General features: G+C 36.3%; 17 protein-coding genes. 14 read left to right on the forward strand and 3 right to left on the reverse strand.

Translation table 11 applies throughout. From position 1 onward, the window contains the following. The first annotated feature begins 47 nt into the window (after positions 1–47). The 5 genes from CUC15_RS03940 to CUC15_RS03960 all read left to right on the forward strand — a co-directional run bounded on the left by CUC15_RS03940 (position 48) and on the right by CUC15_RS03960 (position 5,336). A complete protein-coding gene (locus CUC15_RS03940) occupies positions 48–1,352 on the forward strand; it encodes a serine hydrolase domain-containing protein (RefSeq protein WP_242985938.1) in 1,305 nt (434 codons plus the stop codon). A 235-nt stretch (positions 1,353–1,587) separates the two neighbouring features. Continuing rightward, on the forward strand, positions 1,588–2,025 hold the full coding sequence (locus tag CUC15_RS03945) for a carboxymuconolactone decarboxylase family protein (protein WP_114918372.1): 438 nt from the start codon (positions 1,588–1,590) through the stop codon (positions 2,023–2,025). A 419-nt stretch (positions 2,026–2,444) separates the two neighbouring features. Next, positions 2,445–3,296 carry a pentapeptide repeat-containing protein gene (locus tag CUC15_RS03950; protein ID WP_114915459.1) on the forward strand — a complete coding sequence of 284 codons (852 nt, stop codon included), beginning with the start codon at positions 2,445–2,447 and terminating at the stop codon, positions 3,294–3,296. Between the two features lie 725 nt (positions 3,297–4,021). After that, the gene (locus CUC15_RS03955) at positions 4,022–4,849 is read left to right on the forward strand and encodes a class I SAM-dependent methyltransferase (RefSeq protein ID WP_114915460.1); all 828 of its coding nucleotides are present in this window, start codon (positions 4,022–4,024) and stop codon (positions 4,847–4,849) included. Between the two features lie 184 nt (positions 4,850–5,033). Beyond that, positions 5,034–5,336 (forward strand): hypothetical protein, encoded by a 303-nt coding sequence (locus CUC15_RS03960; protein WP_114915461.1) that lies wholly within the window; start codon positions 5,034–5,036, stop codon positions 5,334–5,336. A gap of 106 nt (positions 5,337–5,442) precedes the next feature. On the opposite strand, the gene CUC15_RS03965 is transcribed toward CUC15_RS03960, so the two are convergent. Beyond that, on the reverse strand, positions 5,443–6,615 hold the full coding sequence (locus CUC15_RS03965) for an MFS transporter (RefSeq protein ID WP_114915462.1): 1,173 nt from the start codon (positions 6,613–6,615) through the stop codon (positions 5,443–5,445). Between the two features lie 208 nt (positions 6,616–6,823). Between CUC15_RS03965 and CUC15_RS03970 the strand changes: the two genes are divergently transcribed. Next, positions 6,824–7,534, forward strand: a complete 711-nt coding sequence (locus CUC15_RS03970) for a gamma-glutamyl-gamma-aminobutyrate hydrolase family protein (RefSeq protein ID WP_114915463.1) — start codon at positions 6,824–6,826, stop codon at positions 7,532–7,534. A gap of 131 nt (positions 7,535–7,665) precedes the next feature. Here CUC15_RS03970 and msrA read toward each other — a convergent pair whose 3' ends face one another. After that, positions 7,666–8,193 (reverse strand): peptide-methionine (S)-S-oxide reductase MsrA, encoded by a 528-nt coding sequence (gene msrA, locus CUC15_RS03975; RefSeq protein WP_114915464.1) that lies wholly within the window; start codon positions 8,191–8,193, stop codon positions 7,666–7,668. A gap of 79 nt (positions 8,194–8,272) precedes the next feature. Between msrA and CUC15_RS03980 the strand changes: the two genes are divergently transcribed. Further along, a complete protein-coding gene (locus CUC15_RS03980; RefSeq protein ID WP_114915465.1) occupies positions 8,273–8,824 on the forward strand; it encodes an MOSC domain-containing protein in 552 nt (183 codons plus the stop codon). A gap of 56 nt (positions 8,825–8,880) precedes the next feature. Here the strand turns inward: CUC15_RS03980 and CUC15_RS03985 are convergent, their stop codons facing one another. Continuing rightward, a complete protein-coding gene (locus tag CUC15_RS03985; protein WP_114915466.1) occupies positions 8,881–9,315 on the reverse strand; it encodes an Hsp20/alpha crystallin family protein in 435 nt (144 codons plus the stop codon). A 296-nt stretch (positions 9,316–9,611) separates the two neighbouring features. On the opposite strand from CUC15_RS03985, the gene CUC15_RS03990 reads away from it, so the two are divergent. The 7 genes from CUC15_RS03990 (at position 9,612) to CUC15_RS04020 (ending at position 18,622) form a co-directional block, all read left to right on the forward strand. Next, positions 9,612–10,208 (forward strand): DUF2179 domain-containing protein, encoded by a 597-nt coding sequence (locus tag CUC15_RS03990; protein WP_114915467.1) that lies wholly within the window; start codon positions 9,612–9,614, stop codon positions 10,206–10,208. 114 nt (positions 10,209–10,322) lie between these two features. After that, positions 10,323–13,577 (forward strand): AfsR/SARP family transcriptional regulator, encoded by a 3,255-nt coding sequence (locus CUC15_RS03995; RefSeq protein ID WP_114915468.1) that lies wholly within the window; start codon positions 10,323–10,325, stop codon positions 13,575–13,577. A 680-nt stretch (positions 13,578–14,257) separates the two neighbouring features. Continuing rightward, positions 14,258–14,902, forward strand: a complete 645-nt coding sequence (locus tag CUC15_RS04000) for a class I SAM-dependent methyltransferase (protein ID WP_114915469.1) — start codon at positions 14,258–14,260, stop codon at positions 14,900–14,902. 177 nt (positions 14,903–15,079) lie between these two features. Beyond that, positions 15,080–15,685, forward strand: a complete 606-nt coding sequence (locus CUC15_RS04005) for a TetR/AcrR family transcriptional regulator (protein ID WP_114915470.1) — start codon at positions 15,080–15,082, stop codon at positions 15,683–15,685. Between the two features lies 1 nt (position 15,686). Continuing rightward, positions 15,687–17,192, forward strand: coding sequence for an o-succinylbenzoate--CoA ligase (locus CUC15_RS04010; RefSeq protein ID WP_114915471.1), 1,506 nt, complete (start codon positions 15,687–15,689; stop codon positions 17,190–17,192). 21 nt (positions 17,193–17,213) lie between these two features. After that, a complete protein-coding gene (locus CUC15_RS04015) occupies positions 17,214–17,627 on the forward strand; it encodes a MaoC family dehydratase (protein ID WP_242985940.1) in 414 nt (137 codons plus the stop codon). Then, a complete protein-coding gene (locus CUC15_RS04020; RefSeq protein WP_114915473.1) occupies positions 17,624–18,622 on the forward strand; it encodes a 3-oxoacyl-ACP synthase in 999 nt (332 codons plus the stop codon). The genes CUC15_RS04015 and CUC15_RS04020 overlap by 4 nt, the downstream gene beginning before the upstream one ends. Positions 18,623–18,653 lie beyond the last annotated feature (31 nt).

Genomic DNA, 18,653 nt, shown 5'->3' on the forward strand with positions numbered 1-18,653 from the left:
TAAGTTTTATTAATAGTTTCAATTTGATAAGGATTGGGGGGATTTACATGATACTAGAGGAACGAATAGGTAAATGGGTAGAAAGGTACGAAGAAAATGGTTATTTGAACGGTTCAATTTTAATAGCTTCTAACGATAATATTCTTTTAAACAAAGGTTTTGGCATGTCAAATTTGGAGCATGCTGTACCCAATAAGCCTACTACAAGATTTCGTATAGGCTCTCTTTCTAAAGCCTTTACATCAATGGCCATATATCAATTACATGAAAAAGGAAAATTAAATATAGATGATTGTATAGGAAAGTATCTTTCGAATTATCCACAAGGTGATAAAATTACAATCTATCATTGTTTAACAAATACTGCAGGGATTCCTAATTACACAAGCTTCCCGGATTTTTGGTCTAAAACAATGAGACTCCCCATGACTCTAGATCAACTGATTGATTCATTTAAACACCATGAATTGAATTTCGAGCCTGGTAGAAGATTTGAATATTCAAACTCAGGATACACATTATTAACAGCAATTATTGAAAAAATTTCAGGTATGTCATATGCTGCGTACGTACAAGAAAAAATCTGTCGTCCTTTGGGTATGAACAATACTGGCTGTGATGATGGTATTGAAATAGTTTCAGATTTAGCTTCTGGTTATTCATTCTGGGAAAAACCAATTCACTCAGAATACGCAGATTTGTCATTTCCTTTAGGAGCCTATGGTTTATATTCTACAACAGAGGATTTATTCCTTTGGAATCAGGGATTAAAATCATCTCAGCTCCTAAATAAAGAACTTATGGAGAAAATGTTTACAACAAACCTTAGTTCTTACGCTTCCGGTTGGATGGTATCTGAAATGTTGGGTAGAAAGTGTATACACCATTTTGGAGATATTAGTGGTTATTTTAGCGATTTTCTTAGATTCGTTGATGAACAAGTTACGGTAATTTTTCTAAGCAATATGAACGTTACTCCTGTAACACATTTAACCGAAGAGATGGCTAGGGTAATTTTTGATGAACATGTCTCATTACCTCTTTCTAATCAACCAATCAATTTTACAAACACAGAACTTATTGCTGGGAAGTATTATATTGCAAATGAAGAAAGCAAAATTTTAGATATCACTTTAAAAAATAGTGAACTATATTTAACAGTTCCTAAAATGTATGGGATATTATATAAATTTAAACTTATGCCAGTCAGTCACAATGCATCAGAAACAACTTTCGTAACCGAAATGGTTAATGAGCAACTCATATTCCATTATTCATTGTCAGGTGAAATAGCAAGTTTAGAGTATAAAGATTATCATGATAAAAAATATATAGCTCATAAACATTTATAATTTCTAACTTCAATTAACCACTAAGTTAGTTCAACACAATAGATATCAATGTGCGATCTTTTATGACTTAGGACTAATCGAGTTCAAGTATAGGATGCAAGCGTCTAACAAGTTGATGAAAGTAGGGTTGGCTTTTTCCGATGTCATTTCAAAAATGGGAACCAAAAAGAAAAGAGGGATTGAGATGAGTAAATTTATAAGTAAAGGTATTGTAAAAGGAGCAGGATTTATGAATATGGAAAGTAGAATAAATTATTTCAAAGTAGCACCAAGAGCATTAGAAAAAATTATGGAGTTAGAGATGTATGCTAGGAAAACGTTAATTGATAAGAAGTTGAGAGAATTAATCAACATCCGGGTATCGCAAGTTAATGGTTGCCTGTATTGTTTGGATATGCATACAAAATCAGCAAAGAAATTAAAAGTAACAGATGAGCAGATTGATCAATTGGAAACCTGGAATGAAGCAAACCTATACAGTCCAAAAGAGAAAGTGGCATTTGAATTAGCAGAAAATGTGACGCTCATTGCTGAAAAAGGGGTCAGTGATGAACTGTATCATCGAGTAAGGCAACACTACGATGAAAAAGAATATGTAGACTTAATCATGATAATTAATCAGATAAATATGTGGAATAGGATAGGAATTTCCATGGGGAATACAGTAAAATAGCAAATGGTAAAAATATCCTATTTAATTGTACAATAATAAATGTCTTTTAAAATTAGACATAATATGGAGTCCACTTCAAGACTTTATTCAACTAATGCAAGTTTAATAGGGTGATCATTGATGGTCGCTTTTTTCTTTTGTTTAATTTTAATATTAATAATCATTTCTCTAATCTTTTCAAAAAAAATACAAAGAGAAGGAAATAGTAGATAAAGGTTTTGTATTCATTTCAGACTAACTCATAGACGAAAGTTGATAAGAACTTTAACAAGTTTGCCGATGAGCGAGCATGACAGGATTGTTAAAGAAGTGCTATTTAAAATCTATTCCATAATCGAGACACATTTTAAGAGAATCATATACAATAGAGTCAGGTGGTTTTTTCAACCAAATAGTAGAAATTTTAAAGAGGGTTAAAAATGTATAATGAAACAGCTAAAAATATAAGAGAAGGTTTAACTGCTGATTGTTCTAAATGCTTTGGTCTCTGCTGTACAGCACTTAATATTATTGCATCGAGTGATTTTCCAATTAACAAACCCGCAGGTACTCCTTGCATGAATTTGCAATCTGATTATAGTTGCCAAATTCACAGCCAGTTAAGAGAAAAGGGTTTTAAAGGCTGTACAGTATTTGATTGTTTAGGTGCTGGTCAAGTCGTTTCTCAGGTTACTTTTAATGGTCAAAGTTGGCGAGATAATCCTAAAATTGGAGAAAAAATGTTCCACGTGTTTCCTATAATGGAACAAATCCATGAAATGATAGCGTATGCATCAGAAGCCTTATCTTACGATATTTCGAGTGCCTTGTCTGATGAGTTGATTGAGAAATTAAAGGAGTTACAGAAATTAACGAAATTGGATGCTGATGAATTATTATCTCTTGATCTGATAATGTACCGATTTTCGTTGAATGAGTTGCTCACAGCAGCAAGTGATTCTATTAGAGAAATTACTATTGCAAAGTTACCTGGTACTAAAAAGGCTAAAGATTATAACCATGCGGGGGCTGACTGGATGGGGAAAAAAATAAAATGCAAAGATCTGAGGGCAACTGATTTCAGGGGAGCATATTTAATTGCTGCCGATATGCGAAATACTGATTTAAGAGCGGTGAATTTTATTGGTGCTGATTTACGGGATGCTGATTTTAGTGGGGCGGATCTTTCTACCAGTATGTTTTTGACACAAATGCAAATTAATTCGGCTAAAGGTGATGTAAAAACAAAATTGCCTTCTTTTATACAACGCCCTTCTCATTGGATTAACTGATTTTGTACTTGTTTGTTTGAGGTAGACTTTTAATTATTATCTCTGCCCAACCAATAGATACTGCTTCCCATTTTCGGGGATTAACTGGTGCATTAATGAAGGGATAATGCTCCTTCCCTATCCAAGTAACGTCGCAGTCTATTAGAATTGTGGTACTTTAGCCTGTGTTCCGCAATAAGGCCAAATTGTGAAGTAAAGGAAGAGAGCTTTTGTTCCAAGGTGACTTTGTTGCTAAACTAAGGGGAATAAAGGAGAGAGAGTTAATGAATATCATCACTGGATTACTTACAACACTAATAGCCTCTTATAATGTCATATTTAATCATATATAAATATACGGATAGTTATACAAATACTCACTTTGTATGCCCATATTGTAGATCCGCTTTTAAATTATCAAAAATAAGTTTTGCATTTGCTTTAAAAGCAGGTATACCCGATGAACGAATCGTAACTTGTCCTGCCTGTGGATGCAAGGGAAAAATGCCTATTATTAAAGACTAAAAATTAATCTTAGGATCAAACGACTAATGTTGTGATTATTTCACTAAACTAACCGTTGTTTTAATTTAATAAGTTAATTAAAAAAGTCGATTCTTTAGCAAGAGGAGAATTCGACTTTGTAGCCTTTTTTCCTGTTAAAATTATTTGAATATTATGCTATTGTTGATGAAGGAGTTATTTTAATAAAGTGGCAGGTAATTTGAAGATAAGGGGGATTTAATTTGGAGAGCGGAGAAACAGTGAGAAAGTTTTATGACGAAACAGTAAATTATGAGTGGGAACGACTTGAACGCCACAAAGTAGAATTTGAAATTACCAAGCGCTATTTAAATCGTTATATAAAGCCTAAGGACAAAGTGTTGGATCTTGGTGGTGGACCGGGAAAGTATTCATTATACCTTGCTGAACTTGGTTGCGATGTAACGTTAGCTGATCTGTCAGATAAAAATGTTGCATTTGCTTTGAATAAGGCAAATGAACAAGGCCTTGCTATAAAAGGCTTACAAGTCGACGGACGAGATTTATCTTCTATTAGAGATGAGCAATTTGATTATGTACTATGCATGGGGCCAATGTATCACCTTAAAAGCGAAGAAGATAGAGCTAAAACTATAAGAGAATGTCTAAAAAAATTAAAGCCAAACGGAATTATTTTTGCAGCATTTATTTCTTCCTATTCATTTGTATGGGATTATCTTATTCGGAACCCGGAATTTATACTGGATAATGACAGGAAGTCAGAACTAAATAAAATAGTGGACGGTAAAGACTTTGCGGGGAAGGGATTTTCAGATAACTTTTATATATCTCCTAAAAATGTACTTCCGTTTTTCATTCAATTTAATCTTGAAAAACTTCACTTACTGAATAGTGAGAGCTTCTTATATCTTCGTGAACCAGAATTAATCGGCCAGAAACCTGAAGTAATAAATGCTTGGTTAGATTTGGCGGAGCAGGTATGTGAACGAGAAGATTTACTTAGTATGGCTGAACACATAATGTATATTGGTAAAAAACTGAATAAATCTTCAAATAACGGGGCCGGTTAGTGAGTGAAAGAAAGTCTTGAAAGTTTAAAGGCCTTTTATTATACATGCTGAATATTTAAGTTTCTTACAATAAGCTTCAATAGCAGGCGCAGTCATTGTGTTTGATACCGTTTTTAAAAGCTAACTGTTGATGCAGGATAGTTAATAAATATGTAAATTTGTGAAAAATCTAGGAGGCAGAATAGTGTTTGTTAAGGTTTATCAATATCATATTCAAAAAGATAAGGTAGAGGAGTATCTAGATATTCAAGAAAAAACATTGGAAATTTACAGTAGGTATTTAGATCTTCATACTATATATTTGAATAGTAAAGTCGATGACACGAAATGGATGGAGATTATTAGATATAAAGATGAAGATGAATACAAAAGAAGTATAAACATTATCAATGAGAAAAAGGAAATACAAGAACTATTTGAATCCTTTCAATCTCTTCTGGTTACTGATAATAATAAAATAAGAGAAGAAGATTTTATAGAAACGTAAATTGTACTTATTGGAGCTTTACTTCTAGTTACTGGTTTCAAGGCAATTTTACATCAATGTCATAACAAAAAAGGAACTTCTGCTTAAAGTAAAAGTTCCCTTTCGTTTATTCTGTTTCTCTTATCGTATTTTCTTTTCCATATGGCAATACATGGTAGAGGATAAGTAATACGGTGCCGAACGCTGTAAGGCATCCCATTGCAAAATATAATGCGCTACCGCCAAAGGCATCCATAATTCCTCCCCCAACTAGCGAACCAATTACACCAGAAAGCCCGAAATAGACCGAGAAAAATACGAGGTGGCCTGTAGATTGGAGCGTTTTGGGAATTAATCTAGTCACATATTCGAATGAAGCAGTGTAGAATACACCAAATGTTAATCCATGCAAAAACTGGAGACCAATAATGTGCATTGGATCCTCTGCAATGCCATAAAGGAACCAGCGAACTGTGTAGATGATCGAAGCAACGATAATAAAGATTAATGACCGATATTTTTTAAACCAGAATCTTGCAAGTGCAAAGACTGCTGCTTCAGCGATAACCCCAACAAACCAGGCCTGTCCTACTAATTCTTCACTTCCACCGAGCTCGGTTATGTATAACGCCATGAAATAGTCATTGATCCGGTGTGTAATTGTGATGAAAACAATGACAAATAAAAAGAGAAGAAACGGCTTATTCGTAACTATTTTTCGGATATCTTTGAAATTTACTGGTTCTGATTCCACTGTTACATCTTTAAGTGGGAAGAGGATGCATAATGCCATCGTTCCAAAAATTAAATACGGCCAAATCATGTTTTGAATGCCAAATCTTGCAAGCACTTCACCGACAATTAGTGAGGAGATTGCGAAGCCAACAGATCCCCACATTCGTATTGAACCGAATGATACATTGAGCTCATTTGCCCTTCGCTGTGCAAAACTATCTGTTAGACCACCAACTGGAGATGCGAAAAAGTAAAAGATTGCACCCATCAATAGAATGGTTGGTAATGTATTCATTTGAAAGAATATTGTGCTTCCAATTAGAAGCCCAATCACGCAAATGAATAGTATTTTCTTCACTGTTTTATACTTGTCGCTTAAATAGCCCCAAAATGGCGGTGCAAGTATTGATGCGAATGATTCAACCGCAAGCACCCAGCCAATCTCTGTGCCATTTAATCCTTTAAATTGTAAATAAAGTGGTAAGAAGCTAATTAAGATAGTATTTGATGCATGATAACTAATAAATAAGGTTTTTAATGGTAATAATGACCGGCTTTTAGACAAAGTATTCTCTCCAAACTCATAACGTCCTATAATATTATTTCAATATACCACTTTTTAAGTGCTTTGTAAGTGCAATTAACATAAAATATACAATAAATGATATTAATATAAAAATGGGGTACATTGAAAACAAGAAATTTTATGAACGTTCCTTGTGAAAATATAATGTTAGTTGATTCTAAGTATTCGTAAAGAAAGGAGATTGTTAATGAAGCCAATAATTGGAGTTACTCCATCGATGGAAGTAAGTCAAATTAGATATTCGGTGATGAATGATAATATAAAAGCAATATTACAAGCAGGTGGGATTCCTGTTATACTGCCGTATCTTTCAAAAAATGAGGATCTGAATCAAATTGCAAATCAAATCGACGGACTGTATGCAACAGGAGGGGATGATATTGATCCAACCTTATTTGGTGAAGAGCCTCATCCAAAACTAGGGACAATTATTCCTGCCCGAGATCGATTCGAAATTGCGCTTACGAAGAAAATGCTAGAATTAAAGAAACCAATACTTGGAGTGTGCCGGGGAGCACAAATCTTAAATATCGCTGCTGGTGGCGATATGTATCAGGACATTTATGAGCAAATCGATCGAAATTTATTACAGCATGCGCAAAAAGCACCACGTGGATATGGCTCCCATTTTGTCGATGTACTTGAAGGATCTTTATTACATCAGCTTGCAGGCTCTCGGAAACTGCGCGTGAACAGCTATCATCACCAAGCAAACCGCTCTGTTCCGACTGGTTTTCAAATAAGTGGATATGCAAGCGATAGTGTTATTGAAGCAGTAGAGAGTACGGTACATCCATTTGTATTGGGTGTGCAATGGCATCCAGAAGCAATGGCCGCAGATACAGATGAGACATCGTGGAAGATCTATCGAGGGTTTGTTGCGGCGTGTGTGAAATAGGTTGGCTCTTATTTGGTGTGGGTAAGCACTAAATAAGAGCGTTCCATGATGCTGAGTTGTTCTCTTGAAATCTAAATCTATATAATCTCGCTCGATAATACTGGTATCAATCTAGTTTTAGGGAAGTCAGATTACTTCTCCCATACCTCGGCAATAAATTCATCTCTCCCAGACTTGGCACGGTCTTCTTCGTATTCCTTTGCGCTCTTTTTATAAAAGTCCTGGTGATAATCTTCAGCAGGATAAAATACAGCTGCAGGAAGAATTTCCGTAACAATTGGCTTTAAAAATTTACCGCTCTTTTCAAGCTCCTGCTTGGAAGTCTCTGCTATTGCTTGTTGTTCCTTATCATGGTAAAAGATTGCCGCGCGGTATTGGTCGCCACGGTCTTGGAATTGTCCGCCATCATCTGTTGGGTCGATTTGTTTCCAGAAAAGATCTAGAATCGTTTCATAGCTTATGATTGCTGGGTCATAGGTAATTTCAACTGCCTCATAGTGGCCAGTGTCTCCTTTTTTTACTTCTACATATGTAGGATTCTCTAATTTTCCTCCAGTATATCCAGAAATAACACGATGAACCCCATCCCATTGGTCAAATGGCTTGACCATACACCAGAAGCAACCTCCTGCAAAAGTAGCTTTATTCGTATTCGACAATTGAAGCGCCCCGTTTCAAATAATTAATATTTTTAGTAGAATAAAGATAATATACCATAGAAGTTAGGGGCATGACATAATGAATGAACCATATGTACATAAAATATTTATTAATAAGGTAGTGCAGGACAGTGACAATGAAATCTGGCTTAGTAAATCTGGGCTTGCAACGGAAGAAAGTTCAGATTTGGATCGAGCGGTAATGGCTTATCCAATTAAGCATTATACTCATTGGAATGATGAAACTGAGGGAGATACGATGGAAGCAGGTGCAATGGGAGAAAATCTCTCGACATTAGAAATGGATGAATACCAAGTATATATTGGTGATTCCTACAGGGTTGGTGATGCAATCATTCAAGTTTCTGAACCAGGTTCTATTGAAAATTTACCATCTCCAGGAAGCTTGCGTACTGGATGGTATTATCGCGTGCTCCAAGAGGGAAAAGTTAATGCAGGTACAGATATGGAATTGATTGAGCGCCCGTATCCAGAATGGTCGATTGCAGCATGTAATGAAGTCATGCATATATATAAAGACGATCTGCGTACAGCTGATGATTTAGCATATTGTAGTTTACTAAGTAACCGATGGAAACGAGCTTTGAAAAAGAGATTACGTGGGTTTTAGATTTAAAGAGAGTTACCTGGTCTTGTCAGCAGGTAACTCTCTAATTTATCATTTAATCATTCATCTTCTAATAATAGTACATTTACTTTATTTCTTCGACTCGTGTCGGAAATCAAGCGATGAAGCTGGATAAATACAAGTCCGTTTTTATATGTTGCTTTAATTTTGTCAGCGCGAACAGGGAAAGGGAGTGTGATTTCTCGTTCAAATACTCCTTGCAGAATCTCTTCTTTAACAACTGAACCGCTCACATGTTGTAAATCAATCGTACCACTGAGTTCCAATGTCGAATAGTCAACGTAAATATTAAGTTGTTTCAAATCATTCAGACCGGGTATATTTATAATACACATTATTTCATTTTCCGACTGATACATATTGATTTGTGGAATCGTTGGCTTGATGATCCCATCGAATTCATTCCAAAAGTTTTCTCCGAAAAAATTGTCCAGATTTTTTCTCCAATCAGTCATTTGTTTAAATGGATCCATATAATCACTCCTCATGATTTTATATCAGTTTAGAACGTCACATCACTTTTTTTAATTAATAAGTGCTTTTAGTGACTAAACTAAGTTTTGAAAACAATCGCTTCTATACGATATGCCCAGGAGAAAAATTTGGTGAAAGAGCTTATTGAATATTTCTTTTTTTGGGGTCTAAGTTCTTTAATGAAAAGAATTCTAAGTGACGATTGAAGACAGGGATGGACTATATTTTATTTTTAATTTCAACTCTTGTCTATTTGCTGTATGCTAATAGGGAACATACCTAAGGAGGAATCAGATTGTTAAGTAATGCTTTAGTAATGGTAATCATTATTTTTGCCGTCAATGTTGTGTACGTCTCACTGTCAACAGTGAGAATGATATTAACATTAAAAGGACGAACATATATTGCTGCATTTGTTAGTTTGTTTGAGATCGTTGTTTACATCGTCGGTTTAGGTCTCGTGTTAGATAATTTAAATGAAATTCAGAATCTGATTGCCTATGCTTTAGGTTTTGGAACGGGATTAATTATTGGTTCCATTATCGAGGAAAAACTTGCACTAGGCTACATCACAGTGAACGTTGTTTCTACCAATCCAGATTTGCAATTCACTAAGAAAATCCGCGATAAGGGATACGGTGTTACGAGCTGGTCTTCTTACGGCATGGATGGGGACCGCTTATCAATGGAAATTCTGACCCCTCGAAAGTACGAGTTAAGACTATATCAAACGATTCAAGAGATCGATCCAAAAGCATTTATTATATCTTATGAACCGAAGCGTATCCACGGTGGATTCTGGGTGAAACAAGTACGAAAAGGGAAGTTAATGCACCCGAAGAAAAAGGTTGGGGACAAGCAAGAGAATAGTGAAAGTTCCAAGAAAGAATAGATCTGTTGATCTGTTCTTTCTTTTTAATAAGAAGAAAAAACAAAAATGTAATATTAACTGGAATTACATGATAAAATGGTAGAATATTAAGGTAATTATAGGGGGAGTTAGTGAATGAGATATATCCCAGTCATTCAAAGCCAGTTAGCCCCGCCTCCAGTTAGAAATCGATTTATCCAAAGAAGTAAGCTGAATAAGAAACTAATGACAATATCAAACTATCCATTAACATTACTCTATGCGGGGGCAGGATATGGAAAAAGTACAGCATTAGCGTTATTTTTACAAAATAAAAATAGTCTCGCATGCTGGTACTCAATTTCGCAAAATGACGATGATTTAATCCCTTTTCTAACCAAATTAATGTATGCGGTCCGGCAACAGTATCCTGAATTCGGCCGAACAATCCAACATGAATTGGAGAATCTGGATAACTATATTACTATCGAGGAAATTTATTCATTAGCAAGTTCTTTTGTTAATGATACGCTGGCATGTGCAGATGAATTGACAATCGTATTAGATGATTTTCATCATGTGTTAAATTCCAGTGAGATTGAAAAGTGGATGTTATTTCTATTCGAACATATTCCAGCTAATCTTCATCTAATTGTATCGAGCAGGAAACGGCCTAAATGGGAAGTCCTTCCTAAACTAAAAGGTCAAGGGGAATTGTTGGAAATTACCTATTTAGACTTGGTTCTATCCCCTGATGAAATGGCGTATATGCTGGAAGAAAAATATGAAGTAAACATAACGAAGGAAGAAGTAAGCAGAATTTATCAATTAACAGAGGGCTGGGCAATTGCTTTTAATATGCTTGTACAGCAGATGAATGCAGGAATGACGATAAAGGCGATTTTGCGAAATCAAAAAAGATCGCTCAGAGATTTATTTGATTATCTAGCTGCCGAAGTATTGTCAAAACAATCTTTGATTATTCAACAATTTTTAATGCAGTCCAGTGTACTCGATGTATTGTCGCCAAAAGTATGTGACTCGGTGTTACAAATCCAAGGGTCTGAAGAAATTTTACATGGTCTAGCTGAACAGAATTTATTTATTGTTGAAGGAGACTATCATCATTTTCGTTACCATGCATTATTTAAGACCTTTTTGGAAAATTACTTTATGAGAAATTATGAAAACGAATTCATAGATTTGCATATTCGAGCGGCACAACATTTTGAAAAACAGGATGATAATGAGGCTGCCCTTTATCATTATGAGAGAGCTAGTGATTATAATAAGTTTGCTCATTTGCTAAATAAGCATGGATTAACAATCCTTCAATCTGGAAGGCTGCAAACGTTATATGATTTACTTCTAGCCCTACCGAATGAAAATAAACAGCAGTATCCGGTTTTGTATTTTTATCAAGGAGAGATTGAGCGTTACCGTTCCCTTTATGATCAAGCAATTGCTAACTATGAAACGATTATTAACCTGCAACCGAAAGAGTATCGTGAAGGTGATTATTTAAGGAGTCTTGCTTTAGAAGGAATGGCACGTATTTACCTCGATACAATTCAACCAGATATAGCAGAGCGTTATCTAAGTCAGGCTATCCAGTTACGGGGCCAGACAGCTGTGAGAAAAGAAGAAATGGCAAAATTATACGCTCTTATGGCAGAAAATCTGTTAAATTCCGGACAAGCAAAGAAGGCAGAGGCTTGGTATGACCGTGCTAAAAAGCTAAACATACCGCTAGAGGAAAGTAATTTGCAATCTCGAATATATTTACGTACAGGCAGATTAGCCAAAGCAAAGGAAGTGTTACTTTTATATAAACGTGATGCTGGGAAAGGGAACAGAAGGCATCTTTCACAGTCCCATCGGGAAACCGATATTATTCTGTCAATTATTGAAGCTTTCATGGGAAATGCTGAAGAAAGTAAAAAATTTGCAGAAAATGGAATTCAATTAGGGTTGTCGATTCAATCCCCGTTTGTCGAAGCATGTGGCTGGATGCGTTTGGGACATGGAGTGCAATTAATTGATCGATATGATACGAAGCTTGCTGCACAATGTTATGAAACGGCATTAGAAATAATGGAAAAAATCAATGTTTCCAGGGGAAAAGCAGAGCCGTATATGGGACTTTCCCTGCTTAATGGAAAGAATCAAGTGTTTGACCAAGCGATGAAACATGCGAGCAGTGGGTTAATTGAAACGGAAAAAGTTAAGGATCGCTGGCTCAGTACACTGATAAAATTATCAATTGGGATTACGAAAGTCTATCAACAACATTACGATGAAGCGGCAGAAATCATGAAACAGGTAAACGCTGAAATGGCTATTTGTGGGGATCGCTACGGTATAATGCTCACCTCCTTTTGGTCTGCATATATTTCCTATGAACAAGGAAAATCTGCTATATTTGAACAGGAAATAGGGCTTTTTCTTGAAGCAATCCAAACAGAAGAGTATGAATTTTTTTTGAAAAAGCAAACAACCTTTGGACCGATTGATATGCAAAATATTGTTCCAATGTTATTAGAAGCAAAAAAGCTAGATATAAAGACTGCTTATGTTAGTAGATTACTCTATGAGCTTGGACTTGATGCTGCTATGAAAAATCATCCAGGCTATACGATGGTTATTCATGCATTAGGAAGACTAAATATATGGATTGGTACGAAGCAGATCGAGCCGCAGCAATGGCAGCGCGAGAAAGCAAAAGAGCTGTTTGAGTTATTTCTTACCAATCGTAATAAATTATTAGTCAAAGAAGAAATCTTCCAATCCTTATGGCCTGAACAAGATGAGAATGCGGCTAATAAGAACTTTAAGGTGGCACTGAATGCATTGTACAAAGCGATAGAACCACAAAGAAAGGCTAGGGAAGAATCGTTTTTTATTTTAAGAAAAGGAAGCAGTTATGGATTAAATCCTAATGCAGGTTTTGAGCTTGATAGCATTCAGTTTGAGGAGCTTATTGAGAATGGCTTGAAGGAGAAGGACAGTAAGCGTGCAAAGGAATTGCTTGAAAAAGGACTGAAACTCTATCAAGGTGACTATTTGGCAGATCTCCGGTTCGCAAGCTGGTGCACACACGAGCGGGAAAGGCTGCAGCTTATATTTTTGCGAGGTGCCGAAAAGCTGGCGCAAGTTTCAGTACGGCTCGAGAATTTATATTTATGTATGCACTGGTGTGAACGTATATTATCAATTGATAATACCTGGGAAGAGGCTTATCGTCTAATCATGTACTATTATTATCAGAACAACAATCGGCCACAAGCAATAAAATGGTATGAGAAGTGTTTTGAAGTCCTTGCAGATGAGCTTGGTGTGGAACCAATGGAATCGACAAAGGAAATGTATCATTTGATTATGGAGTCGGAGGAATTGGATACGTATAAATAATCCCCCTTAATTTGTGATTGAGGGGGTTTTTAGTAATGCACCATACATATAGTTTAAAATAACTCATAGCGAAATCTTATACTTATAACTAAACGCTCTTTTTCTTATAAGTCCCCATTAAGTTCTTTGTTGTTCAACCACATATTTATTGCTTTCTATATCTAAAAATCCGTTTCCCATTGTTCTAGAAACGACTCGTTTTTAAAATAATCAGGAAACGAAAGGATTAGGACTAATCCTATAATTGCAGTCGAAAAAAACAAACCATGCCGATTATTTTTATTTTAATATTAACTTCAGCTTTCTTTTCTAATTTACCAATGTAGTTAGTTGTTAACACTAAGCAAAGTAAAGGAATAACTCCTAAAAAAGGTTTATCTACTAAAAATAAAACGACAACTAGTACAATCACTGCAACTGATATTCGATTTATTATAATTTGAATAGAAATCCCCCCTAATAATCTTTCTCTAACTCTTCGCCTGCTTTAGCTTAATATCATTCTACTATTTTAACATTAATTTCCAATAGTTTCACTCTTATCCCAGTTCGATATGAATATATAAATCTCTTTTCTATTTCATTTGAATTAGAATCTTTCATACTCTTTTCCCTGACTTTTTAATATAATGAGATAATATTTTTAAAAGGGGAGGTAAGTGAATGACTACTGACATGAAATCTATTGGAATAATCGTTATGAAAATGGGGCGATTTGGGGAACTGAAAAATGTCCTTCAGCAGTTTTAGCTCAGGATTGTTTTAGAGAGCATTCTGCCCGAAATATTCTTGTACCAGGATGTGGGTATGGACGCAATAGTTTATATTTAGTCCAAAAAGGGTTTAATGTTACTGCGTTTGATATATCCAATATTGCCATTGAATATGCCAGAGAGCAATCAAACAAGCTATCTCTAAATAATCTAATGTATGTGGTTGATAGTCTTTTTGAACCCAATCTTTTAAAAGAGAAACAATTCGATGGCATTTACCTTTCAAACATTATCCATTTATTTTTGGAAGAGCAAAGAGAACAATTATTAGACATTATGACGTCACTGCTGAAACCTAATGGTATTTTAGCCTTTTCCGTTGTTTCCATCTATGACAAGGGTAACTATGGTCACGGTGAAGAAGTAGAACCTAATACGTTTATGAAACACAAAGATAAGCTATTACATTGTTATGATGAGCAAGAACTTCATACCATACTTGAGCCTAATTACCAAATTATTGAAAAACGCTTACATACTCAGGTTGAGCTAGACCCTAGTGGAGAAACAGAGGAACTGAACCTTTGGTTTGTCGCTGCAAGAAAGAAATAAATCATACTGTTTTATATAAAAGTCCCCTCCGGGACTTTGTTATATTCAAATATCGTCTCTTTAATACATTAGTATAGCTCTCCGTCTCTTTAGAAGAAAACGATCTAATAAATATTTAAATAATCATTGCTAATTTTCTAATAATTATATATAATCTAAAACTGAGAGGTGATTCATATGTCAGTTATAAAAGAAACACAATTGACCTCAAAAGGAATGAAGACGAGGCAGAAGATTTTAAATACAGCGGAAAAGATTTTTGGGGAAAAGGGGTATTTTGAAACATCGATTGTAGATATAACTGTGAAGGCTGGTGTTGCTCAAGGGACTTTCTATAATTATTTCCCGACGAAAAAATCAATTTATGATGAGCTAGTGCGTCAGTTAAGTTCGAGCCTGCGTTATCAAATTAAAATAGCAATGGAGGAGGAGACGAGTTTCAATGACAAGCAACGGGCAGGATTTCGTGCATTTTTTGAATGGGTGTTAAGTCATCGTAATTTATATAGCATTGTGCAGCAATCCGTATTGGTGGATAAAGAATTGTATCGCTGGTATTACGAGAAAATAGCTGCTGGGTTTATCAAGTCGATTGAGACGGCTGTAGATAAGGAGGAATGTAAGCCACTCAATCCAGAAACCGTAGCATATTGCTTGATGGGGGTAGGACAGTTTATCGGGATGCGCTGGCTGCTTTGGGAAGGTCAAGAAGTGCCTGAAGAAGTCTTTGAGGAAGCGATGCAAGTAATATTTCATGGTGTAAGCTTAAGTGAGGTGAAATAAATTGGAGCAGATTGCATATTGGATTCACAAACGGGCGTATATTACTCCTAATCGAATGGCATTAATGACAGAGAGTAGTGAGGATACCTATCAATCGCTTTCAAGGAAGGTCAATAATATGGCTGCCTTTTTGCAAAATGAATGTAACTTGCAAAAGGGAGATCGGGTCGCAATCCTTTCGCAAAATCGTGCGGAATATTTGATTAGCTATTTTGCAATTGCACAGCTTGGATTGGTTGCTGTTCCGTTAAATATTCGTCTAACTGCTACAGAATTAGCATTTCAGATCAACGATAGTGGTGCGAAGACGATTCTTTTCGAGGAAGAAACATTGGAATTGTACCAGGAGATATGCAAGCATGTTAATTTTGTTAACGCTTACTTATTAGAAGAGGCAGGAAGAGCAACTGACATAAATATAAGACACGTTGCTGTTGATGCTGCAAATGATCCCTTTATTATTTGTTATACATCTGGGACAACAGGAAGACCAAAAGGGGCTGTGTTAACACAGGAGAATATGTTCTGGAATGCGATTAATTGCCAGTATGCCCTTGATATTACATCAATGGACAATACAATCGTTCTTTTGCCTTTATTTCATATTGGTGGGATTGGATTATTCGCCTTCCCAACATTACTTGCAGGCGGAACCGTTATAATTCCCAAGAAGTTTGATCCTGGTAAGGCAATTAACATTATTGAGGAGTACGAAGTAACAATCGTGATGGGCGTGCCAACGATCCATGAAGCAATCCGCAAGCATCACAGCTTTGACACGGCTAATTTCCAGTCGGTCAGGTGGTTTTACAGTGGAGGTGCCCCTTGTCCGAAAGAATTGATTAATCATTATTTAGCGCGCGGACTGCCATTTGGACAAGGGATGGGGATGACAGAAACAGCTCCAACAATTTTCATGCTTTCTAGAGAGGATTATAAGCAAAAAGTTGGTTCAATTGGAAAGCCAGCCATGTTTTGCGATATAAAAATTGTCGATCAGGCAGGGAAGCCAGTTAAAAAGGGTGAAATCGGTGAGCTGCTCATAAAAGGACCGAATGTCATGAAAGAATATTGGGGACTTCCAGACAAAACAAAGGAAGCAATTCGTGATGGTTGGTTTCACTCTGGCGATTTGATGAGGGAAGATGAAGACGGGTTTATTTACGTAGCTGGAAGGAAGAAGGACATGATCATTTCTGGCGGGGAAAATATTTATCCATTGGAAGTTGAGCAGGTTATAAACGAGCTGCCAGCAATAAAGGAGGTTGCTGTCATTGGAATCGCAGATGAAAAATGGGGGGAAATTCCAGTTGCTTATCTCTCATTAAATAATGGCATGACGAAAAGTGAAGATGAAATAAATACCCACTGTCAAAAAAGATTGGCAAAATACAAAATCCCGAAGAATATCGTCATCCTCGATGAGCTACCTAAAAATGCGACAGGGAAAATTGATAAGTCTAGAATTTTGGAAATGTCAAAGGAAGTCTTTTCTGAAGAGAAGTAATTTACAATGGAGGTGTATCAGGTGGAATTCTCAATCGGTCAGTCTGCTAGTTTTTCCAGAACGGTAACAGAGACAGACATTACCTTATTCGCTGGATTAAGTGGTGATTATAACCCAATCCATGTTGATAAGGAATATGCGAAACAAACATTTTTTGGTGAACGGATCAGCCACGGCCTGCTAACTGCAAGCTTCCTTTCGCGACTATTAGGTATGCATTTGCCTGGTCCGGGCTCTATATATGTTTCGCAAACATTGAATTTTACAAAGCCTGTTTATATTGGTGACACGATTACAGCACTGGCAGAAGTAATTAAGATAGATAAAGAAAAACGATTGTTAACGCTCAAAACGACATGTGTCAATCAAGCAGGGAGCATCGTATTAGATGGAGAGGGTGTCATGAAACTACCGAAGAAGGAGAATAACAGATGATAGGAATTCAGGCAACGAGTATTTATGAACCGGAAAGAATAGAAAAAGCAGCAGAACTAGCGAGTAAAACTGCCATACCAGAGCATGTTATCATTGAAAAATTTGGTCTCCATGAAAAACGAATTGCAACTGACCGAGAGCATGCATCTGATCTAGCAATTGCTGCTGGGAAAAAGATTTTACAGGAAATAGATCCGATGGCAATTGATGTTGTAATTTATTTTGGTAGCCCTTTCAAAGATTACCAGGTTTGGACGGCATCTTCGAAAATACAGCATGAGCTAGGAACATTCAATGCCTATGCATTTGAAATGATGAATGTAAGCTCGTGCTTTCCACTAGCGGTGAAAGTAGCGAAAGACATGCTTCGTTCAGATGCGGAGCTAAACAATATCTTACTTGTTGGTGGATCAAAGGAATCGATGCTTATCAACTATGAAAATCCCCGCTCACGGTTTATGTTTAATTTTGCGGATGGCGGAGCGGCGGCGCTGATCACGAGGCTGGCGACAAAAAGCGAAATACTAGGTTCATCGATTATTACAGATGGGTCATTTAGTCAAGAAGTACTTGTCCCTGGTGGTGGCTCAGTAAATCCAGTGAGTGCAGAAGTAGTGAAAGAAAAAATGCAGTATATTGATGTGCCAAATCCAATCAATATGAAGGAGCGTCTCGACCCCGTATCGATTCCAAATTTTACTAAAGTAATCAATCAATCGCTTGAAAAAAGTGGATTAGCTCTGGAACATTTAAAGCTGCTTTTACCGCTTCATACGAAAAAGTCAATGTTTAAATCGCTTTGCGAAAATGTTGGGATAAATGAGGATCAAGCGATTTACTTAACACATCACGGACATATGTCTGCACTGGATCCATGCTTTGGTCTGCACCTTGCTGAGAAAAATGAAGTGCTTGAAAGAGGAGACATTGCTGTTCTAGTCTCTGCTGGAACAGGCTACACATGGGCAGCGACTGCCATACGATGGTTAGGTTAAGGTCTTGTAACTTCCTTGTAACTACTACAAT

This window comes from Oceanobacillus zhaokaii (assembly GCF_003352005.1).
Taxonomy (GTDB): domain Bacteria; phylum Bacillota; class Bacilli; order Bacillales; family Amphibacillaceae; genus Oceanobacillus; species Oceanobacillus zhaokaii.